Origin of the sequence: Paractinoplanes tereljensis (assembly GCF_016862435.1) — a bacterium.
In the GTDB taxonomy this organism is placed as follows: Bacteria; Actinomycetota; Actinomycetes; order Mycobacteriales; family Micromonosporaceae; genus Actinoplanes; species Actinoplanes tereljensis.
This window is the reverse complement of sequence record NZ_BOMY01000022.1, coordinates 437,755-457,828: the sequence shown is the minus strand read 5'-3', so window position 1 is coordinate 457,828 and position 20,074 is coordinate 437,755. Positions and strand designations below refer to the sequence as shown.

At 71.3% G+C, this 20,074-nt stretch carries 17 protein-coding genes; 7 read left to right on the top strand and 10 right to left on the bottom strand.

What is annotated here, in order from left to right:
- Nucleotides 1–29 precede the first annotated feature (29 nt).
- On the top strand, nt 30–386 hold the full coding sequence (locus Ate02nite_RS17225) for a group I truncated hemoglobin (RefSeq protein WP_203806556.1): 357 nt from the start codon (nt 30–32) through the stop codon (nt 384–386).
- 52 nt (nt 387–438) lie between these two features.
- Here the strand turns inward: Ate02nite_RS17225 and Ate02nite_RS17220 are convergent, their stop codons facing one another.
- Entirely contained in the window at nt 439–1,035 is a 597-nt protein-coding gene (locus tag Ate02nite_RS17220; RefSeq protein ID WP_203806554.1) for a TetR/AcrR family transcriptional regulator, read from the bottom strand.
- A 49-nt stretch (nt 1,036–1,084) separates the two neighbouring features.
- Between Ate02nite_RS17220 and Ate02nite_RS17215 the strand changes: the two genes are divergently transcribed.
- Complete coding sequence (locus Ate02nite_RS17215) at nt 1,085–2,755, top strand: FAD-binding dehydrogenase (RefSeq protein WP_203806552.1); 1,671 nt, start codon at nt 1,085–1,087, stop codon at nt 2,753–2,755.
- A 209-nt stretch (nt 2,756–2,964) separates the two neighbouring features.
- Here the strand turns inward: Ate02nite_RS17215 and Ate02nite_RS17210 are convergent, their stop codons facing one another.
- Complete coding sequence (locus tag Ate02nite_RS17210) at nt 2,965–3,765, bottom strand: VOC family protein (RefSeq protein WP_203806550.1); 801 nt, start codon at nt 3,763–3,765, stop codon at nt 2,965–2,967.
- Nucleotides 3,766–4,092: 327 nt separating this feature from the next.
- Nucleotides 4,093–5,010 carry a ricin-type beta-trefoil lectin domain protein gene (locus Ate02nite_RS17205; RefSeq protein ID WP_203806548.1) on the bottom strand — a complete coding sequence of 306 codons (918 nt, stop codon included), beginning with the start codon at nt 5,008–5,010 and terminating at the stop codon, nt 4,093–4,095.
- Between the two features lie 285 nt (nt 5,011–5,295).
- On the opposite strand from Ate02nite_RS17205, the gene Ate02nite_RS17200 reads away from it, so the two are divergent.
- On the top strand, nt 5,296–7,044 hold the full coding sequence (locus Ate02nite_RS17200; RefSeq protein ID WP_203806546.1) for an alpha/beta hydrolase: 1,749 nt from the start codon (nt 5,296–5,298) through the stop codon (nt 7,042–7,044).
- 61 nt (nt 7,045–7,105) lie between these two features.
- On the opposite strand, the gene Ate02nite_RS17195 is transcribed toward Ate02nite_RS17200, so the two are convergent.
- A complete protein-coding gene (locus tag Ate02nite_RS17195; protein ID WP_203806544.1) occupies nt 7,106–9,493 on the bottom strand; it encodes a VIT domain-containing protein in 2,388 nt (795 codons plus the stop codon).
- Nucleotides 9,490–10,095, bottom strand: a complete 606-nt coding sequence (locus Ate02nite_RS17190; RefSeq protein ID WP_239147477.1) for a MerR family transcriptional regulator — start codon at nt 10,093–10,095, stop codon at nt 9,490–9,492. Before Ate02nite_RS17190 ends, Ate02nite_RS17195 begins: the two co-directional genes overlap by 4 nt.
- A 78-nt stretch (nt 10,096–10,173) precedes the next feature.
- On the opposite strand from Ate02nite_RS17190, the gene Ate02nite_RS17185 reads away from it, so the two are divergent.
- Nucleotides 10,174–10,917 carry a cyclase family protein gene (locus Ate02nite_RS17185; protein ID WP_203806540.1) on the top strand — a complete coding sequence of 248 codons (744 nt, stop codon included), beginning with the start codon at nt 10,174–10,176 and terminating at the stop codon, nt 10,915–10,917.
- Here Ate02nite_RS17185 and Ate02nite_RS17180 read toward each other — a convergent pair.
- From Ate02nite_RS17180 to Ate02nite_RS17160, 5 genes are all read right to left on the bottom strand, one after another.
- Nucleotides 10,860–12,893 carry a M6 family metallopeptidase gene (locus Ate02nite_RS17180; RefSeq protein WP_239147476.1) on the bottom strand — a complete coding sequence of 678 codons (2,034 nt, stop codon included), beginning with the start codon at nt 12,891–12,893 and terminating at the stop codon, nt 10,860–10,862. The genes Ate02nite_RS17185 and Ate02nite_RS17180 overlap by 58 nt on opposite strands.
- Before the next feature lie 119 nt (nt 12,894–13,012).
- Nucleotides 13,013–13,279, bottom strand: coding sequence for a hypothetical protein (locus tag Ate02nite_RS17175; protein WP_203806536.1), 267 nt, complete (start codon nt 13,277–13,279; stop codon nt 13,013–13,015).
- Between the two features lie 34 nt (nt 13,280–13,313).
- On the bottom strand, nt 13,314–14,033 hold the full coding sequence (locus Ate02nite_RS17170) for an ABC transporter permease (protein ID WP_203806534.1): 720 nt from the start codon (nt 14,031–14,033) through the stop codon (nt 13,314–13,316).
- The gene (locus tag Ate02nite_RS17165; RefSeq protein WP_203806532.1) at nt 14,030–14,902 is read right to left on the bottom strand and encodes an ABC transporter ATP-binding protein; all 873 of its coding nucleotides are present in this window, start codon (nt 14,900–14,902) and stop codon (nt 14,030–14,032) included. The genes Ate02nite_RS17170 and Ate02nite_RS17165 overlap by 4 nt, the downstream gene beginning before the upstream one ends.
- Nucleotides 14,903–14,991: 89 nt before the next feature.
- Entirely contained in the window at nt 14,992–16,167 is a 1,176-nt protein-coding gene (locus tag Ate02nite_RS17160) for a dipeptidase (protein ID WP_203806530.1), read from the bottom strand.
- A 48-nt stretch (nt 16,168–16,215) separates the two neighbouring features.
- Between Ate02nite_RS17160 and Ate02nite_RS17155 the strand changes: the two genes are divergently transcribed.
- From Ate02nite_RS17155 to Ate02nite_RS17145, 3 genes are all read left to right on the top strand, one after another.
- Nucleotides 16,216–16,680, top strand: coding sequence for an anthrone oxygenase family protein (locus tag Ate02nite_RS17155; protein WP_203806528.1), 465 nt, complete (start codon nt 16,216–16,218; stop codon nt 16,678–16,680).
- 328 nt (nt 16,681–17,008) lie between these two features.
- On the top strand, nt 17,009–19,507 hold the full coding sequence (locus Ate02nite_RS17150; protein WP_239147475.1) for a putative bifunctional diguanylate cyclase/phosphodiesterase: 2,499 nt from the start codon (nt 17,009–17,011) through the stop codon (nt 19,505–19,507).
- A 243-nt stretch (nt 19,508–19,750) separates the two neighbouring features.
- Entirely contained in the window at nt 19,751–20,071 is a 321-nt protein-coding gene (locus tag Ate02nite_RS17145; RefSeq protein WP_203806524.1) for a YciI family protein, read from the top strand.
- Nucleotides 20,072–20,074: the final 3 nt, after the last annotated feature.

The following is a 20,074-nucleotide window of genomic DNA, read 5'->3' as shown; positions in this document are numbered from 1 at the left end:
GTTGGTTAGCTTGTGGCCGGGAGGCCACAGTGGACACATCGCTCTATGCCCGAGCCGGTGGGGAGCCCGCGGTGACCGAGGCGGTCAATCGCCTCTACCGCGTGATCCTCGCCGATGACCGCCTGCAGCCCTACTTCGTCGGCGTCGACCTGCCCCGCCTGAAATCGCACATGGTCGCCCTGCTGAGCCAACTGCTCGGCGGCCCCGAGTCCTACTCCGGTCGCGAGCTGCGCGCGGCGCACGCCGGCCTGGACATCGCCCAGGAGCACTACGACCTGGTCGGCGCCTACCTGATCGGCGTGCTGGCCGGCCTGGGCGCCGAGGACGACCTGCTGTCCGCGGTCCGAAGCGTGCTGGCTGCCACCGCCGAAGACATCGCCGCCTGACCGCGCCGCGCTGGCCGTCCTGGCTCGGGTGGGGGAGTTGGGCGGCGGCCGGTCAGCGGACCAGCAGGGCGGTGAGCAGCTGGGTCAGCCAGGCTCGGGCGGCCGGCATGTCGCCGTCCAGCAGGAGCTGGACGGTCACGCCGTCGTAGGCGGCCACCACCGCGTGGGCCGCCGCCGGCACGTCGGCGACGCCCGGGGGCAGGGCCAGCCGGCCCTGTACCCCGCGCAGCCGGCTCTCGATCGCGGTGCGCAGCTGGGTGCGGTGCTCGGCGAGCCGGGTGGCGACCTCGGGGTGGCGGGCGGCGTGCAGCAGGAAGTCGGTCTTCACCAGCAGCCAGTCGCGGTCGAGCAGCAGGGTGGCGGCGGTCCGGGCGATCACCGCGTGGATCGACGGCTCGATCGGGGCGGCCCGGTCGGCGGTCAGCGCGTCGGTCACCTGGGCCGCGATGATCGCGGCGCGCTCGTCGTAGAGGGCGAAGAACAGCTCGTCGAGGGTGCCGAAGTTCGAGTAGAACGCGCCGCGGGTGTAGCCGGCCTCGGCGCAGACGTCGTCGATCCGCGCCTGCCCGTACCCCTTAGCCGCGAACACCCGGAACGCGGCCTCCAGCAGCCGGCCGCGCGTCTCGGCCCGCCTCTTCGTGACCCGCACTCGTCGAACCCTATCCAATACAAAGATGTATCCGATACATTCCTGAATCGTGAATGCGGACGTCATCGTAGTCGGCGCCGGCCTTGCCGGTCTGGCCGCCACCCATGAGCTCGTCACCGCCGGCAAGCGCGTCGCCCTGGTCGACCAGGAGAACGCGGCCAACCTGGGCGGCCAGGCGTTCTGGTCGTTCGGCGGCCTCTTCCTGGTCGACACCCCCGAGCAGCGCCGCCTCGGCGTGCGCGACTCGGTCGACCTGGCCTGGTCCGACTGGCAGGGCAGCGCCCAGTTCGACCGCCTCGACGACGAGGACGTCTGGGGTGCCAAGTGGGCCCGGGCCTACGTCGAGTTCGCGGCCGGCGAGAAGCGCTCCTGGCTCTCCTCGCTCGGCCTGAGCTGGCTGCCCACCGTGGGCTGGGCCGAGCGCGGCAGCCTGCGCGCCGACGGGCACGGCAACAGCGTGCCGCGCTTCCACATCACCTGGGGCACCGGCACCGGCGTGGTCGCACCCTTCGTGGCCTCGGTGCTCAAGGCGGCCGAGGCCGGGCTGGTCACGTTCCATCACCGGCACCGGGTGGACGAGCTGATCGTGACGGCGGGCGCCGTCACCGGCGTACGCGGCAAAGTCCTCGCCCCCGACACCGCGGCCCGCGGCATCACCTCCAACCGCGACGAGACCGCGGCCTTTGAATTGACCGCGCAAGCGGTCGTGGTGACCACCGGCGGCATCGGCGGCAACCACGAGATGGTCCGCGAGTTCTGGCCGGAGAACCTCGGCACCCCGCCGAAGAGCATGGTCACCGGCGTGCCCGCCTACGTCGACGGCCGGATGCTGGGCATCGCCGACGAGGCCGGCGCCCGCCTGGTCAACCGCGACCGGATGTGGCACTACACCGAAGGCATCCGCAACTGGGACCCGATCTGGCCCGGCCACGGCATCCGCATCCTGCCCGCCCCGTCGTCGATGTGGTTCGACGCGCTCGGTCGCCGGCTGCCCGACCCGTGCCTGCCCGGTTACGACACCATGGCCACCCTGCGTCACCTGCGCACGACCCCCGACATCGCGGTGCACGATCACTCCTGGTTCATCCTCACCCAGAAGATCATCCGCAAGGAGTTCGCGCTGTCCGGCTCCGAGCAGAACCCCGACATCACCGCGAAGGACCGCCGCGCGTTCGTCCGCGAGCGCATCCTCGGCAAGGGCGCGCCCGCCCCGGTGGAGGCGTTCAAGCGCAACGGCGCCGACTTCATCGTCTCGACGTCGCTGGACGACCTGGTGGCCGGCATGAACAAGCTGACCGACGAGCCGCTGCTGGACCCCGCGCTGATCCGCCGCCAGATCGAGGCGCGCGACCTGCAGGTCAACAACCCGTACAGCAAGGACTCGCAGATCCAGGGCATCCACAACTCCCGGCGCTACCGCGGCGACCGGATCGGCCGCACGGTGGCCCCGCACCGCTTCCTGGACCCGGCCTCCGGCCCGCTGATCGCGGTCAAACTGCACGTCCTGACCCGCAAGACCCTCGGCGGCATCCAGACCGACCTGGAGTCACGCGCGCTCTCCGCGGCCGGCACCCCCATCCCCGGCCTATACGCGGCCGGCGAGGTGGCCGGTTTCGGCGGCGGCGGAGTGCACGGTTACAACGCCCTGGAGGGCACGTTCCTAGGCGGTTGCCTGTTCAGCGGCCGAGCCGCCGGCCAGTCCCTGGCCCGCTCCCTCTAGCAGCCGCCGCAGTCGCAGCGGTCGCCGCAGCTGCCGCAGTCGCGGTCGCAGTCGCAGCGGTCGCCGCAGCTGCCGCGGTCGCCGCAGTCGCGGTCCCAGCCGCCGCGGTCGCAGCCGCTGCTGCTGCAGCCGCAGCTGGTGGGCGCCAGTGCCCGCGATCTTGTGGAATTGCCGCTCACGCCTAACGGGAGTTCCACAAGATCTGCCCGCTAGGCGGCCGGGCGGCGGGCGGACTCATCGTCTGGTCCGGCCGGCCGGTGGGCGGTCTCCTCGGCTGGTTCGGCCGGGTGGCCGGTGGTCTTCTCGGCTGGTTCGGTCGGGCGGGCCAGGACGCGGAACTCGGTGCCGTCGGGGTCGGCGAGCCGCACGCTCTCCGCGCTGGTGCCGAGGTGCGTCGCGCCGAGGGAGATCAGCCGGTCGACCTCGGCCCGCAAATCGCCGGTCGGGGTCAGGTCGAACGTCACTCGGTCCGGGCCGATTCCCGGCCCCACCGGCGAACCGCTCCACGTGATCTTCGAGCCGCCCCGCGGTGACTGGATCGCGGTCTCCTGGTTCTGGTCCCAGACCAGCGGCCACCCGAGCGCCGCACTCCAGAAATAGCCGACCGCCTGCGAACCGTCGCAGGCCAGCGCCCCGACGAACCCGCAGCCGGCCAGAAACTTGTTCCCCGGTTCGATGACGCACAGTTCGTTGCCCTCCGGGTCGGCGAGCACGACGTGCTCCTCCTCCGGGAGCTGCCCGACATCGACGTGCCGCCCGCCGAGTTCAAGGACCCGAGCCACCGTCCGCTCCTGCCCCGCCAGGGAGTCACTGGTCAGGTCGAAATGCGCCCGATTCTGCCCAGCCTTCGGCTCATCGCTCGCCACAAACCGAATCCGGAACCCATCGTCGTCACCAGGCCGAAGAGTGACCGCGTCGACCGCCGCCCAGCCCAGCAGCTCGACCCAGAACCGCGCCACCCGCGCGGGTCGGTTAGCAGCAAAGCAGACCGCGGAGAGTCGAGATCCCATCCACCAGTTCTACGACCGCCCGCCGCCGCCCGCACCCGATTTCCCGGCCACAGAGTCTGCCACCGGCCACCCCACGCTGTTCGCCAACTACCGACCGCCGGCCACCCTGTGCGGTTCGCCCGCTACCCCCGTCAGCCACCCATGCTGTTCGCCAGCTACCGGTCGCGGGCCACCCTGTGCGGTTCGCCCGCTACCCCCGTCAGCCACCTGTGCGGTTCGCCAAACTGCCCGCGACGGCGCGCTTGTGCGTCGCATTGATCCGGCGCCGGATCAGGTGCCGGTTGAGCGCCGTGAAGAGCCCGCGGTCCGGCTTGGTCGGAGCCGGCTTCAGGGGAGGGACCAGCGTTCGTTGGCGCGGCCGTTGCAGGTGGTCACCGTTACGGCGGTGCCGGCCGTGGCGCCGCCGGCCGGGTCGGTCAGGCATTCGTCGTTGGCCGCGTTGATGATCAGTTGGCCGGAGGTGCGCCACTGCGCCGGGGTGCGGCCGTCGCAGCCGACGATGTGGACGGTGTCGTCGCCCAGAATCAGCGCGCACATGCCCTGCACCCGCAGGGTGCCGTCGGTGGCCAGCGTCCAGCGTTGCGCCTCGGTGCCGTTGCAGTCGGTGACCTGAACGTGGTTGAACGCGATCGCCACCCCGCCGTTCAGGTCCAGGCAGAGCCCGTTCTGCCCGCGGATCGTGCCGGTGCGGTCGGTCGCCGGCACCTCGGGCGCGACGGCGTCGCCCGGCGCGATCACCGTCTTGCCGTCCTCGCCGACGGTGCCGGTCACGCTCGGCTTGCCGGACGCTTTGCCGCTGGTCGCGGTCGGTGCGACGGTCGCGTTCCGGCGCGCCGATCTGCTGGGTACGGGTGACGAGGTGACCGCCGAGGACACCGGTTTCGCCGAGGGGACCAGGCCGTTGAGCGCCGGAACCGGCGGCTCGGGCAGGGTCGCCGAAGCCGACGGGCGGCCGTCGGTGCGCAGAGTCGCCACGGCGGTGGCGGCGGCGCCGAGCACGATCAGCAACCCGGCGACGGCCACGATCAGCAGACGGTGGTGCCGGCGGCGAGGCGGATCGGGCAGGAAGAGGATGGCGGTGGGGTCGTCGGCACCGTCGAGGGCGATGTGCGACCGGACTTCGCGAGTGGTCGCCGACGGCCACGTCTGCGTAGACGCGTCGCCGCTCTCGGCGCCCGCGTCACCATGCAGATAGGGCCGGACGAGAAGCGGGTCACGCTCCTCGTCGTAGTCGCCGTCCGTCACGAATCACCCGCCGCCATCGAGCTTGTCAGAGACGATCGACCGCCCAACCTACCCGCGGCGGTGGGGGACACGCCCGGCGCGAAACATCCGACTTTCCGTGTGATGAGCTCATCCGGGCCGACACGACACATACTGACCTGCGGCGATGCCCGAACGGTCGGGAAGCGGACACCGAACGGTCGCAACGGAGCTACACCTTTACCGCAAACCGAGAAGATCCGCCGCGAACCTACCTTTCTGACTATCCGGGACAACAGGGGGACCGGGTCACCAGGAAGGTCACACATGCGGCTCTCCACCCGTCTGCTCGCGGCCGGCGCCGCGGGGCTGGCGCTGGCCGGTGCGATGATCGCACCCACTCCGGTCATCGCCGCACCCGCGGCCTCCGGGGATCGGACCGGTGCCGTCGAGCGGCACCGCGTCGACGTGGTCGCCACTCCGAAGCTGCGCTGGTACTCCTGTTACGGCTGGGGTCAGTGCGCGACGGCGAAGGTGCCGCTCGATTACGACCGGCCGAACGGCAAGCAGGTGACCCTCGCGCTCCTGCGGGTGAAGGCCCGGGACCAGAAGAACCGGATCGGCAGCCTGTTCGTGAACCCGGGCGGCCCCGGCGGTTCCGCCACCGCGATGGCGCTCGCCGCGCCGTACTTCATGAGCGACGCCCTGCTGGACCGCTTCGACGTCGTCGGCATGGACCCGCGCGGCATCGGGTTCAGCGACCAGGTCAACTGCTTCGGCGACGCGGCCCGGCAGACGCCGGTGATGAACCAGCTCAGCATCGGCTTCCCGTGGGGTGCCGCGCAGGAGAAGGCGTACACCACCGCGGCCGGCAAGATGGCGCACGCCTGCTCGACGACCGGCCGGGAGCTGGCCGGCAGCATGTCGACGGCCGAGGTCGCCCGGGACATGGACGTGATGCGCCGCGCCGTCGGTGACAGCAAGCTGACCTACCTGGGCTTCAGTTACGGCACCGCGCTCGGCCAGTACTACGCCAACATGTTCCCCGACCGCTTCCGGGCCATCGCCGTCGACGGCGTGATCAACCCGCAGGCCTGGGTGGGCAACGCGAAGACCGCCGGGCAGATCCAGGACGACCGCCTGCACTCCGCCGACGGTGCCTACAAGGCTCTCGCCGAGATCCTGCGCCGCTGCTCCGCGGCCGGGCACACGAAGTGCGCGTTCAGCCAGAGTCCGATGCAGAACTTCCGGGTGATCGCCGAGCGCCTGAAGAAGAAGCCGCTTGTCGTCGACGACCAGACGGTCACTTACGCCACGTTCATCAGCATGGTGCTGGGCGCCCTGTACGAGCCGGCCGCAGGTGCTGAGGTCACCGGCCTGGCGGCCGAGGTCTTCGCGCTGACCACCCCCGGTTACCGGCCGAGCAGCGCGAAGCTGACCGCCGCGGCCGACCTGTTCCGCCGGATGCGCAAGCAGGCCGAGGGCCGCGCCTTTCCCTACGACAACTCGTTCGACGCCTACTCCGCGGTGATGTGCACCGACGGCCGCCACCCCGCGCACGGCACGTCCTGGCCGAAGGCCGCGGCGAAGGCCGACCAGCGCGCCCCTTACTTCGGCCGCGCCTGGGCGTGGGCCAGCGTCCAGTGCGCCGGCGACCACTGGACGGTCCGCGACGAGGACGCTTACACCGGCCCGTTCACCAAGCGCACCAAGCACCCCGTCCTGATCGTCGGAAGCTTCTGGGACCCGGCAACCAACTATGCCGACGCGGTCGCGTCGTCGAAGCTGCTGCCGAACAGCCGCCTGCTGTCCAGCAACAACTGGGGCCACACCGCTTACGGCACGTCGGTCTGCGCGACCGGCGCGACGGACCGCTACCTGCTGTACCGCTCGCTGCCCACCAAGGGCACCACCTGCGTCGGCGACGTGCAGCCGTTCCGCACCCCGCTCGACAACGACGATGACGCCGCCGCCCAGTCGGTGCCGTTCGACCTGGCCACGGCCACCCCGGCCGAGATCGCCGCGCAAGGCCTCCCGGCCCCGAACGCCCCGAAGGTGCTCCCGCCAGTCCACTGACCCACCCCACAACCCACCTCACCGGATGCCCCGCCCCGAACCAGGGACGGGGCATCCGCCGTCAGCGCTTCCAGAACGTCTTGCGGGACGGGCCGGCGTTTTCCGGCTTCGGGCTCTCGCCGCCGAACGCGGTCAGGACCTCCACCGCCCTGGTCCACTTCTCGTCCAGGCCGGTGTCGCCGTCGAGCAGCGTCACCAGGTCGTGCAAGGGGCTGAACTCCTTGTCGGTGAGGGAGCCGAGCAGGACCGCCAGACGGCTGGAGAGGTCGTCCAGCAGGTCGCGGCGTTCGTAGGCGGGCCGCGAAGCAGCCTCGCGCAGGCGGGTCGCCTCCGTCGCGGCGATCTCGCGCACCTGGTCGCGGGTGGGCGCAGCGCCGGCCGGGACGGCCATCTTTCCGGCTCGCAGCATCGACGGGACGGTGGCGAAGCCGATCGGGGCCCGGGACCGCAGGCCGTCGGCCGGGGCCGCCTCGGCTCGGGCCGGGGCGAAGCGGGCCGGGCCGGCCGGGGCTCCCGCGAACGGCGGGGCGGGCGGCATCGCGGCCGAGGCGCTCATCCGGAGCATCGCGGGGGCGACGTCGCCGCTGCCCTGCCAGCCGGACGGCAGCTCGACCGGCTGGGTCACCCGGCGGGTCTGCCCGCCCTCGTTGACCACCCGGCTGTCCACCGCGACGAACGCGGTGAAGCGGCACAGCACGCCGTAGCGCAGCGAGGTCGCGACGATGCGCTGCTCCAGGGTGCGCTCGCCGGCCGCGTAGGCGTCTTCCAGATCGCGCAGGCGGGCTCGGGCCCACTGGGCGGCGATCGCCGGCTCGGTGCGCTCGTGGACCTCGACCGTCGTACGGAACTCCTGGTCGTCTCGGGTGCGGCCGGTCACCGTGAGAGTGCCGCCGGGCTTTCCGGCGAAGCGGCCGGCGACCACCAGCGGCACGCCCGGGTAGAGGCCGGGCAGCCGCGCCGGAGTGCGCTCGTCGTCGATCAGCCGCAGGCCGTCGGCCTCCACCCGCAGGCCGGTGACCACCGGCGCGCCGATCCGGCGGTGGATGTGCTCCATCGCCTCATCCAGCCGGTCCTCGCTCTCCACCAGCTCGGCACGGCCGGCGCCGAGCGCGGCCAGCCGGCCCAGGAAGCCGGCGTTGACCGCACGGTCGATGCCGATGGTGTGCACGCGCGTGGTGCCGATCAGTGCCGTGACATCGTGGACGATCTGGTCCTCGTTGCCCACCTGGCCGTCGGTCACCAGCACCAGCACCCGGTCCCGGCCATCGCTGGCGCGCAGCAGGCCCAGGCCCTCGGTGAGCGGGGCGAGCAACTCGGTGCCGCCGCGGGCGTCGGCCCGGGCCAGGTGCTCCACCGCGCGGAAACGGTTGCGGTCGCTCGCCTCGGCCAGGCCCTCGCCCAGGTCGGCCGGGCGGTCGATCTGGTGGTCGAAGGTGAGCACGGCGAAGCGGTCGGCGGTGGTCAGCGTGTCGATCACCCGGGCCGCGGCGCGGCGGGCGGCCACCATCTTCCAGCCGCCCATGCTGCCGGACCGGTCGAGCAGCAGAACCACGTCTTTCGGGCGGGCCGCGGCGCTGCTCTCCGGCGGAAGGACGACCAACTGGTAGACCCCGCCGGGCTCGTCGGCCGTCTCGTCGGGCACGGCGATCGCCGTCTCGGTGCCGCCCGCGTAGGCGATGCGCAGCACGAAGTCGCGGTCGGCGCGCTCGCCCGGCTCGATGCTCAGCGTGCCGTCCTTGTCGGTGACGGTGTGCAGGCTGGAGCGAACCTCGCCGAGGGTGAGACCGGCCGGGTCGATGGCGACGCCGACGGACAGCCGCAGCGGGTTGGGGAAGCCGGGCAGCAGCACCGGCGGGGAGATGCGGGAGGCGTCCGGCACCGCGTCGGTGTCGGGCACCTGGCCGTCGCCGACGTAGGGACCGGGCAGGGGAGTGCCGGGGACGTAGCGCGGCGCGACGACCAGCGGGAAGCGGAACATGGCCGCGCCGTCCTCGAACGGCAGCGGACCGACCAGACGCAGCTCGATCGTCACGCGCTCGCCGGGAAGGATGTTGCCGACCCGCATGGTGAACACGTCGGGCCGCTCCTCTTCGGCGATCGAGGCGCGCTGCCCGGCGGCGATCGCCTGGTCGTACTCCTCGCGGGCCGCGCCCCGCTCCTTGAGCTCGGCCTCGACGGTGCGGTCGTCGGCGGTCATCGTCATGCCGGTGACCGCGGCCCGGTCGGGCAGCGGGAAGACGTAGGTCGCCTCGAGCGCGGTGTCGTGCGCGTTGACGAACTCGGTGACCACCGTGGTGCGGGCGGTCAGCCCGCTCACCCGGGCGCGGACGTCGAGCCGATCGAGCGGCAGATTGCCCCGGTCGGTGACCAGGTGGCCGAAGCCGGCGTCGGGCAGGATCCGGATGCGGTCGAGCTCACCCGGGCTCATCGGAGTGACGGAAATGGTCATGAGGGTCTCCCATCGATCAGGCCACGGGACTCGAGCAGGCGGAGCAGGGGAGCGGCGGCCGCGGCGATCTCGGTGCGGTCGCCGTCGGACGCGGGATGGGGCAGGAGCAGGATGGCGCCGCCGCCGAGCGTCACGCCGTGCACCGGCGCGGGGATGCCGCTCTCGGACAGCCCTAGGGCGGCCCGGCGCACGGACGGTTCCGCGGCAGTGGCGGCGGCCGCAGTGGCGGCCGGGTGGTCCGCCCAGAAACGCGGGCGCGCCGCCTGTTCGGTTGGTGCCTCGGCGTCGTCGGTGCCGAGAAGGCTGTCCGGCACCCGCGAGGCCTCGGAGAGGGCCTCGGGGCTGAGCCAGACGAAGTCGGCCTGGATCTCGGCCAGACTGCGGCCGGCCGCCTGCATCCGTTTGATCGCCACCAGCTGCTGCAGGTGACGGGGGCCGTAGAGCGCGGTGCGCCCACGCATGCCGAGCGGGCGGTCGACCAGGCCGATCGTCGTATACCACCGGATGGCTCGGCGGTCGGGCACGTCGCGGACACGGCCGTTCGGTGCGCCGGGGTATTCGGCCTCCAGGGCCTGGCGCACTCGCTCGACCAACTCTTCCATCGTCCACACGCTGCGAGCTTGACACTGTCACCATGACAGTGTCAATGTTTCCGGGCGACGAGAAACCGAGGGTGCGGGATGAAGCGGGAGTTACTGGTCAGCCTTTCGCACGTCAACGACCCGGCCACCACGAACATCTACCCGGGGGACCCGCCGTTCGAACTCGAGACCGTGGCGACGATCGAGAAGGACGGCTACTACACGCGATATGTGCGGCAGGGCGAGCACACCGGCACGCATTGGGGCGCGCCCGGCCACTTCAACGAGGGCGAGGCGTTGGCCGACGACCTGGACCTGGGCGACCTGTTCCTGCCGGCCGTGAAGATCGACGTGCGCGACAGCTGCGCCCGAGACGCCGATTACCAGGTCACGATCGGCGACGTCGAAGAGTGGGAACGCCACCACGGCCAGATCCCAGCCGAGTCGATGGTGATCATCTGGACCGGCTGGGACGCGAAGTGGGGCAGCCCCGCCTACCTGAACACCGATGCCGGCGGCGCTCTGCACCACCCGGGCTTCGCGCTCGACACCGTGCGCTGGCTGGCCGACACCGGCCGGATCGGCCATCGCGGCGGCACCGGCACCGACGCGTTCAGCCCCGATCCGGGCATCGACACCACCTACGCGGTGTCCCGGCTGGTCTACCAGCGCCACCGCATCAGCCTGGAGATCCTGGCCAACCTGGCGGCCCTGCCCCCAACCGGCGCCCACATCCTCTGCGGCGGCCACATCAACCGAGCCGGCGCCGGTTCCACCGCCCTGATCTACGGCGTGCTCCCCCCGCCCGAAGACACCGGCACCGAAACGAAGCCGCCCGGCTGAAGTGGCGCTGGGGTCGGGGTGGAGCCGCCCGGCTGGAGCTTGCCGTTTACGACCAGGCGGTACGGGGCGTAGCGGTTGATCTTTTCGGTGGGCTCGTCGTAGGCGATGATGGCGACGACCTTGGGGTACGCCTTCAGGTCGGCCCATCTGTTGATCGGGACCAGGCGGGCGCGGTGGCCGTCGATGCCGACCAGGGTGGCGTGCCAGGCATGCACCGGGGTGGGGACGATCGCGGTGGGGGAGCGCCAAGCCGCCAAGGAGGTGCCGTCACTCACCGTCTTGTCGCCCAGGGTGATTTTGCCGATTCGCCAGCCGCCTCGGTTGACGACGTCGTCGGCTGTGCAGCGCAGGCTCAGTAGGACTTTCCTGCCCGCGTAGGCGCTCAGGTCGTAGCTGACCGTCACCACCTTGCCGCTCAGACCGGTCAGGGCGGGGCCCAGCGCTCCCTTGCGGTTCCGGTCGCTCGCCACGGGGGTGTAGGTCCGGCCGCCGTCGGTGGAGACCGAGACGTAGGCGAAGTCGTAGCCGTCCTCCAGGGCGTACGCGGTCTCCAGCTTCAGGGTGGGTGACACGGCGGGGACCGTGACCGGGTGGACCGCCTCGGAGTCGAGGTTGGGGGTGTTGCCGCAGAACAGGGTGTTCTCGGCGACCGTCCAGCCGGTCGGCAGGGCGGGCAGCGTCTTTCCGCCCTCGAAGGACAGTGACCTCAGCGGGGTCGGCAGCGGCACGTAGTCGGCGCCGTTGGGGGCGGCGCCGGGCTGGTCGAAAGCCGTCGGGTTGTCGAGGTTGACGGTGGAGCGCACGCTGTCGGCCGTCACCCGGCCGCGCGGTACGCCCTTCATCTCGCCGCCCGGTTCGCCGACGATCTTGTCGACCAGGGTCATGGTCTGGAAGTCGTGCAGCACGTCGTACAGGGCCGTGCCGGTCGGCAGAGCCGCCTGGACGCCGGCCAGGCCGTGCCGCAGGCCGTCGCGGTGCAGCAGCGTGATCGTCGGCAGGCCGAAGCGGTCGCGCAGGTAGAGCATGAACTGGTAGACGATGCCGTAGTCGGCCAGCACCTCGCTCGGGGCGCCCTCGTCCCACAGGTTCAGCGAGTTCTGCGGGCCGCCGCAGTGCCGAGGGTCGGGGTTGTACTTCGTCTTGACCGGACCGAAGCCCTGGTAGCAGAACAGGTGGTTGTCGTTGCCGGGGTCGTTGACGCCGGCCCGGCCGTCCACATAGCCGACCAGGGTCTGCGCGAAGTCGGCCAGGCCCTCGTTGAGCCAGGTCTCCTCGTCCGGGTCGGCGTAGTACTCGAGCAGGTGCTGCCACTCGTGCGCGAACGTGCTCTCGTACATCCGGGGGTGCGCCGGGCGGCTGGTGCAGAGGTTGCCGGTGGGTTCGTCGGCCGGTTCGGCGCCGAAGCGGTGCTTCCAGTCGTACGCGTCGATCGTCATGACGTTGCGGTCGAACATCTGGTTGAGGTCCGGCGAGAAGAACCCGGCCACGAAGGTGACCGCCTTCGGGAACTGGTAGAAGTTGTCGTCCCGGATGTTGTCGACAAGGGTGACCGTCTTGTCGCCGTCGCCGGTGTAATCGCCGCTGCGGGTCGCGTTGGTGCCGTCCCGGTCGGGCGGGACGCTGAAGGCGGCCGTCTCCTTCGGATAGATCGTGTCGTCGAACTCGTGGATCAGGCCGGCGATCTGCGCGTCGGTGACGTCGACCGCGTCCGTGCGGCAGTCGGTCGCCGGGAACGCGATGTCGTCGGCCACCCACACCTCGATGTGCCGGCCGACCGCCCGCAGCCGGTACGACTTCGGATAGACCTTGCTGGTGGTGTCGTCGAGCCCGACCCACTGCCGCTGGGTGCCGATCGCCGGCGTCCCGGCCGCCACCCGGCGCCCTTCCGGCCGCGGGTGGTAACGCGGGCCGGCCGGGAACCGCGACAGATCGAGCTCCCGGGAGTCGTCAGGCGCGCTCAGGGGAGCCGCGTTCACGGGAGCCGCGCCAAAAGCACCCGTCGCGCAGAGGAGCGAAACGAGAAATCCCCCGAACCGGACGTAAGTCATAAAACGTGAAGCTACCCCGTACCTGACCAGGGGTTCGGCAAGACTCGCTACTCGAACAGGGAGTGGTGGCTGTCGCCCTCAGCGCGCCGCCGGGCCCGTCGCCGCAGCTGCACCACCACCATGTCGATCACCGCGGCGACCGCCCACGCGGCGAGCAGCCAGCCGGGCAGTGTCCAGCCCGCGTGGAACAGCCAGATGGACAGGACCGTGCACACCACGAAGCCGAACGCGGCGAGGACGAGCCGCAGGTTGAGCGCGCTGTACGGCTCGTCGACGGTGCCGTGCCGGCCGGGCGGTTGCGCTCCGATGGGCATCGCCGGAGCCTACTCCCGCCCGGCCGGCAAAGCCTCAGCTCACCTCCTTGCGGAACATCCGCCAGGCGCCGAGCAACAGCGGCAGCAGCACCCAGACCAGGGCCGAGACGGTCAGCCGGCCGTATTCGCCGGCGGTCATCGACGGGGTGGACAGCGGCTCGGTGGTGATGCCGATGTTGAGCCACTCGCCGACCGTGCGCAGCGCCCGGATCGATTCGGCCAGCACACCCCACAGGGTCGGCACGGCGAAGTAGGCGACGATCGCCAGGGGCGAATTGAGCAGCACGGCACCGAAGCCCATGCCCATCCCGACGAACAGCAGCTCGGTCAGCAGGCTCTGCCAGATCAGCGAACCGTCGACGTGCCAGCCGCCGTCGCCGCCGGCCGCGATGGCGATCAGGTTGGCGGCGGCGCTCAGCAGCATGGTCGCGGCGGTGGCCGCCACCGAGACGATCGCGCCCGCCGCCACCTTGGCGCCGATCACCCGCAGCCGGGCCGGAACCAGGGCGAACGTGGTGAGGGCGGTGCGCTGCGACCACTCGCCGGTCATCGACAGGATGCCGAGGATGGGCAGCAGCACGGTCGGTGGCAGCAGACCGAAGGCGAAGAAGTCGGCGAACCGCTGCTCCTCGTCAGCCCCCCAGCCGAGCAGGATGGCGGCGGTGCCGACGCTGCCCAGTCCGATCAGCAGAAGCAGCCAGAGCCCGGCCCGGGTGTCGGCCAGCTTGCGCAACTCAACAAGCGTGAGTCTCATCGGGTCAGCTCCAGGAAGAGTTGTTCGAGGCCGCCGGGGCCGGCCGGCCGCAGCTCCAGCAGGACCAGGCCGGCCTCGGCGGCGGCCCGGCCGATCGTCTCGGCGGGCGCGCGCACCACGACCCCGCCGTCGGTGGCCGGGGCGGCGTCCAGCCCGGCCCGGTCGAGCAGGTCGCGCAGCGCCGCCGGGTCGGCCGCCCGGACCAGGGTGCCGCTGGTGGCGAGCAACTCGTCGCGGGAGCCGCCGGCCACGATCCGGCCGTTGCCGATCACGACCAGGTGGTCGGCGACCGCCTCCACCTCGCGCAGCAGGTGTGAGGAGAGCAGCACGGTGCCGCCGCGGTCGGCGAACTCCCGCAGCAGGCCGCGCATCCAGAAGATGCCCTCCGGGTCGAGACCGTTGGCCGGCTCGTCGAGCACCAGCACCGACGGGTCGCCGATCAGCGCGTGGGCCAGCCCGAGCCGTTGCCGCATGCCGAGCGAGTAGCGCCGCACCCGGCGACGGGCGGCGGTGGCGTCCAGGCCCACCCGCTCGAGGGCCGGCCGGACCGCTGATGCCCGTACGCCCATGGTGAAAGCGGCCAGGGACAGCACCTCCCGGCCGGTGCGGCCGCCGTGCTGGGCGGAGGCGTCCAGCAGGACGCCGATCTGGCGTCCCGGGTTGCTGAGGCGGCGATAGGGGACACCGCCGATGGTGGCGGTGCCCGACGTCGGGGTGGTCAGGCCGCAGATCATCCGCATGGTGGTGGACTTGCCGGCCCCGTTGGGCCCGAGAAAGCCGGTCACCGTGCCGGGCGGGCAGGTGAACGACACGTCATCGACGGCGCTGTGTCTCCCGTACCTCTTGGTGAGGTTGTTGACCGTGATCATGCGTTTCAGCGTGCCGAAACGCCCGGCCCGGCCGCGTCGGCCGGAGGTCGACGGCCGGAGTCATTGGTCTATGGAGGCATCGACCAAAGTCAGCGGGCCGCGGCCGGTGGCCACAGCGGCTCCTCCGCCAGCTGTTCGGCCGTGCGCAGCACCCGCAGGATGTTGCCGCCGGTGAGCTTGCCGAGGTCGGCCGGCGTCCAGCCGCGGCCGGCCAGTTCGTCGAGCAGCCGCGGATATCCGGAGACATCCTCCAAACCGGACGGCAGATCGGTGGTGCCGTCGTAGTCCCCGCCCAGTCCGATGTGCTCGACCCCGGCCACCTCGCGGGCGTGTTCGACCTGGTCGGCGACCTGCGCAACGGTCACCAGCGGCCGGGGGTGGGCGGCCAGCCAGGGCTGGAACTCCGGCGCGGCCTGCGGGTCGCCGGCCGGCCAGTTGCGCACCGTCGCCGGGTCCTCGCCCGGCCGCGGCGCCGGCGGCCACCAGCCCACCTCGGGAAGGTCGAGCCGGCGCCATTCGGCGTCGGCGGCCAGGAACCAGGCCCGGTAATCGGCCGAGATGAACGGCGCCACGAAGGTCAGCTGGATGACGCCGCCGTTGTCGCGCAGCCGCCTCAGCACGTCGTCGGGCACGTTGCGCGGGTGGTCGTGCAGGGCGCGGGTGCCGGAGTGACTGAAGATCACCGGGGCGAACGCGGTGTCCAGGGCGGCGTGCATGGTGACCGTGGCGACGTGCGAGAGGTCGACGAGCATGCCGATCCGCTGCATCTCGCGGACCACCGCGCGGCCCTCGTCGTTCAGGCCGCCGACCGCCGGTTCGACCGCCGCCGAGTCGGCCCACGAGGTGTGGTGGTTGTGGGTGAGGGTCATGTAGCGCACGCCCAGCCGGGCGAACGCCCGCAGCACGCCCAGCGAGGTGGCGATGCTGTGGCCGCCCTCGATGCCGATCAGCGACGCGATCCGGCCGGAGCCGATGACCCGCTCGACGTCGTCGGCGCTGTAGGCGATCGCGAGGTCCTCGGGGTAGGCGGCGGCCATCCGGTAGACCGCGTCGATCTGCTCCATGGTGGCGACCACCGCGTCCGGCTCGGAAAGGTCGGACGGTACGTACACCGACCAGAACTGGCCGCCCACCTGCCCGGCCCGCAGCCGGGGGAGCGAGGTCTGCACGTCCGGCCGGCTCTCGTCGAGCCCTTCGACCCGGTAACCGAAGCGGGCGCGCAGTTGCATGGGCAGGTCGTTGTGCCCGTCGATGATCGGCATCATGTAAACCTGGTTACCCCGTGAGTTCGAAAAGCGCTAGCGTTCCGCAACATGCGGATCGCCGTTCTGCTGGCTGCCACGATCACCACCGGGATGATGGCGGGACTCTTCTACGCGTACTCCATCTCCGTCATGCCCGCCCTGCGCGACGCCGACGCCGCGGTCTTCACCGAGGTGATGCAGCGCATCAACCGAGCCATCACCAACGGATGGTTCTTTCTGTGCTTCGCCGGTGCACTGGTCTTCTCCGCGACCGCGACGGTCCTCTATGCCATCAGCGGCCCGGCCGAGGTGCTGGTGCCCACCGCGGTGGGCCTGGTGCTGTACGCGGGGCAGCTCGCGCTGACCGCCGGCCTGCACATCCCGCTCAACAACGCGCTGGACGCGGCCGGCCGGGACGATCCGGAGGCGGCGCGACGGGCGTTCGAGCCCCGCTGGGTGCCCTGGAACCACGTGCGCACGCTGCTCTGTCTCGGGGCGTTTGTCGCACTGTGCTGGGCTTTGACGCGAGTCTGAGGCCCGATCCGCACGGAGTTCATCTTGGGATGACCCCAAGACCCCTTGCGTTTCCGTATTGTTTACCCGCAGCCGCGCGTTTTTCGTTGCGGCGCAAGGGAAGTCCGTGCGCCGAAGGGAGGTCCGACGATGGCCAAGAAGTCGAAGAAGGACAAGAAGAAGGACAAGAAGAACAAGAAGAAGAAGTAACTCTTCTTGCTCGACAAGCGGGCGGTACCCGGGGTTCCCCGGGACCGCCCGCGTCGTTTTTCCGGACAACCCCTCAGATGGCCGGTCGCTCGCCCGATTTTGGTGCTCGGACAGGTCGGCCATGGGAAAGGGGGTTCCGATGACCACGGTCATCGGTGCTGCCACCGCGGTGGCAGCCCTTACCGCCGCCGTTGCCTGCCTGATCCGGGCCCGGCAACGGACCGGCCGGATCCGACTGGCCTGGGCCGGGCTCGGACTGGGTGCCGCGGCCGCCGGGCTGTTCGGCGGAACGGTCGAGGCGCCGGCCGCCGGTTACCTCGTGCTTGTCGCGCTGAGCTGGGCCGGGCTGTTCGTCCTGCCGATGCCGGCGCGATCCGGCGCCGAGAAGGTGCGCGCTCTGCTGGACCTGCTGATCGTCGGCACGTCCCTGACCGCCCTCAGCTATCACCTGATCATCGGCCCGGCCGACGGTTCGGCGGTCCCCCCGTACCCGATCGCCGACATCCTCCTGGCCACCGCCGGCCTCACCGTGCTCACCCGGATCAGCCGGGCCCTGCCCGGCCATCGCGGTCTGCGGCTCGCCGCCGCCTCGACGTTCGTCATCGCCGCCGCCAGCAGCGCCGGCTATGCCGGCCTGACCACCCTGGGCTCGATCGGCTGGCTGGCCGGTTTCGCCGGCCTGACGGCGGCGGCCTGCGGCCGATGGCCCGCGAGCCAGGGCGAGGAGGACCGGCGTCAGGCCGTCGCCATCTATTTGCCGTACGTCGTACTGACCGTGAGCCTGGTCGTCGGACTCGGCCGGCTCATCCTGGGTGCGCAACCCACCGCCGTCGGCACCTGGACCCGCTCGATCCTGGTCGTACTGATCGTCGTACGCCAGCTTCTTCTGGTGATCGACAACCGGCGGCTGGTGTGCCGGCTGGAGACCCGGGTGGCCGAGCGGTCCGCCGCCCTGCACGCCAGCGAACTGCGCTTCCAGGCCCTGGTCGAGCAGAGCACCGACTCCCTCGCGATCCTCGAGGCCGACTCGACCGTCCGCTACCAGAGCGAGTCCGTCCAGCGGATCTTCGGTTACCCGGCGTCGGCACTGGTCGGCAGGCGGTTCGTCGAGGTGGCCGGGCGCAAGGTCGGTAGCCGGGTGCAGGCCGCGATCGACGAGGTCAAGGACGTCCCCGGCGCCACCACCGTCTTCGAGATCACCCTGTTCCACGCGGACGGGCAGCCCCGGCTGGCCGAGATGGCCATCACCAACCGGCTCGACGACCCGTACATCCGCGGTCTGGTCTTCAACACCCGGGACATCAGCGACGCCCAGGAGCTGCAGGACCAGCTGCGCCACGAGGCCTACTACGACGTGCTGACCGGGCTGGCCAACCGGGCCGGCTTCCGGGAGCGGCTGGCCGAGGCGGTGGCCCGCAACGAGCCCGGCCGGGTGGCGATCCTGCTGCTCGACCTGGACGGCTTCAAGGAGATCAACGACAGCCTCGGCCACGACGCCGGCGACCACCTGCTCGTGCACGTCGCCGAACGGCTGCGCCGGCGCCTGCCCGCGCCCAAGGTGGTGGCCCGGGTCGGCGGGGACGAGTTCGCGGTGATCATGGAGGCGGACGAGGCCCGCGACGAGGCCGAGCTGATCGCGATGGAACTGCTCGCCGCGCTGGCCGAGCCGATCGACGTCGACGACCGCGAGCTGCACATCGGGGCCGCGATCGGCATCGCCACCTCCGGCGACTGCCTCGACGCCGACCAACTGCTGCGCGACGCCGACCTGGCGATGTACCGGGCCAAGGACGCGGGCGGCGGCACCTACGCCACCTACCACCCGAGCATGCACGACGCCCTGGCCAGCCGGATCGAGCTGGCCACCGACCTGCGGCTGGCACTCGAGCGCGACGAGTTCGTCGTGCACTACCAGCCCAACGTCGACCTGCGCACCGGCGAGATCACCGGCTTCGAGGCGCTGGTCCGCTGGAACCACCCGACCCGCGGGATGGTGCCGCCGCTGGAGTTCATCGGCGTCGCCGAGTCGACCGGCCTGATCGTGCCGCTCGGCCGTTGGGTGCTCACCGAGGCCTGCCGGCAGGCCGTCGCCTGGAACCGGCCGCTGAAGATGGCGGTCAACGTCTCGGTACGTCAGTTCGAGGACGACGACCTCACCGGCATGGTGGCCGCGGTGCTCACCGAGACCGGCATGCCGCCGCAGCAGCTCTGCCTGGAGATGACCGAGAGCGTGCTGCTCACCGACACCGACGAGAACCTGTCCCGGATCCTCGGGCTCAAGGCGCTCGGGGTGCTGCTCGCGATGGACGACTTCGGCACCGGGTACTCGTCGCTCGCCTATCTGCGGCGGTTCCCGATGGACGTACTGAAGATCGACCGCTCCTTCGTCGACCGCCTCGGCGGCGAGACCGAGGACGAGGCCCTGGTCCGCACGATCGTCCGGCTCGGCCAGCGCTTCGGCATGTCGACGGTCGCCGAGGGCATCGAGAACGAGACCCAGCTCGCCGTCCTGCAGGAGATGGGCTGCGACACCGCCCAGGGCTACCTGCTGTCCCGCCCGGTGCCGGCTGCCGACGCCACAGCCTTGCTGGAGAGGAACACCCCGTTCCCCCTCCCCGCCGGATCCCTAGCCTCCTAGGACGCTTTACGGAGTGTGGAGCCGGTGAACGGCTGGGCGAGCGAGACGGCCGCCCAGAGCGGGCCGGCCGCGACGCCGAAGGTGAGCAGCAGGTGGTCGGGCGAGCCGGTGCGGCGGTGAGCGAGACGGCGGTCAGGACGATTCCTCCAGGCGGTCCGTCATGCGACAGGGAATGATGCCGTTCCCTGTCGCTATGCTGAGCCGACGTCAGGGTGTCACCGCGATGCCTACCGAGGAGTCACCATGCGTTTCCTGATGATGCAGAAGCCCACCGACACCGCGCCCGACCAGAAGCTGTTCGCCGAGATGGCCGCGTTCGTCGAGGAGCTGACCGCGGCCGGCGTGCTGCTGGCCACCGGCGGGCTCGAGCCCGGTGGCGTCCTGATGTCCTCGCTCGGCGACGAGATCACCGTGACCGACGGCCCGTTCGCCGAGGCGAAGGAGGCGGCCGCCGGCTTCGCCCTGATCGAGGTCGGCTCCCGCGAGGAGGCGATCGAGCTGGCCCGCCGCTTCCGCAAGATCGTCGGCGACGGCGAGAGCACCATCCAGCAGGTCTTCGGCTGACCC

What these genes read in the sequence shown, in the direction of transcription:
- Ate02nite_RS17210 (WP_203806550.1), bottom strand. Translation starts at nt 3,765, where the DNA reads ATGGGATCTCGACTCTCCGCGGTCTGCTTTGCTGCTAACCGACCCGCG.
- Ate02nite_RS17200 (WP_203806546.1), top strand. Translation starts at nt 5,296, where the DNA reads ATGCGGCTCTCCACCCGTCTGCTCGCGGCCGGCGCCGCGGGGCTGGCG.
- Ate02nite_RS17195 (WP_203806544.1), bottom strand. Translation starts at nt 9,493, where the DNA reads ATGACCATTTCCGTCACTCCGATGAGCCCGGGTGAGCTCGACCGCATC.
- Ate02nite_RS17190 (WP_239147477.1), bottom strand. Translation starts at nt 10,095, where the DNA reads ATGGAAGAGTTGGTCGAGCGAGTGCGCCAGGCCCTGGAGGCCGAATAC.
- Ate02nite_RS17185 (WP_203806540.1), top strand. Translation starts at nt 10,174, where the DNA reads ATGAAGCGGGAGTTACTGGTCAGCCTTTCGCACGTCAACGACCCGGCC.
- Ate02nite_RS17175 (WP_203806536.1), bottom strand. Translation starts at nt 13,279, where the DNA reads ATGCCCATCGGAGCGCAACCGCCCGGCCGGCACGGCACCGTCGACGAG.
- Ate02nite_RS17170 (WP_203806534.1), bottom strand. Translation starts at nt 14,033, where the DNA reads ATGAGACTCACGCTTGTTGAGTTGCGCAAGCTGGCCGACACCCGGGCC.
- Ate02nite_RS17165 (WP_203806532.1), bottom strand. Translation starts at nt 14,902, where the DNA reads ATGATCACGGTCAACAACCTCACCAAGAGGTACGGGAGACACAGCGCC.
- Ate02nite_RS17160 (WP_203806530.1), bottom strand. Translation starts at nt 16,167, where the DNA reads ATGATGCCGATCATCGACGGGCACAACGACCTGCCCATGCAACTGCGC.
- Ate02nite_RS17155 (WP_203806528.1), top strand. Translation starts at nt 16,216, where the DNA reads ATGCGGATCGCCGTTCTGCTGGCTGCCACGATCACCACCGGGATGATG.
- Ate02nite_RS17150 (WP_239147475.1), top strand. Translation starts at nt 17,009, where the DNA reads ATGACCACGGTCATCGGTGCTGCCACCGCGGTGGCAGCCCTTACCGCC.
- Ate02nite_RS17145 (WP_203806524.1), top strand. Translation starts at nt 19,751, where the DNA reads ATGCGTTTCCTGATGATGCAGAAGCCCACCGACACCGCGCCCGACCAG.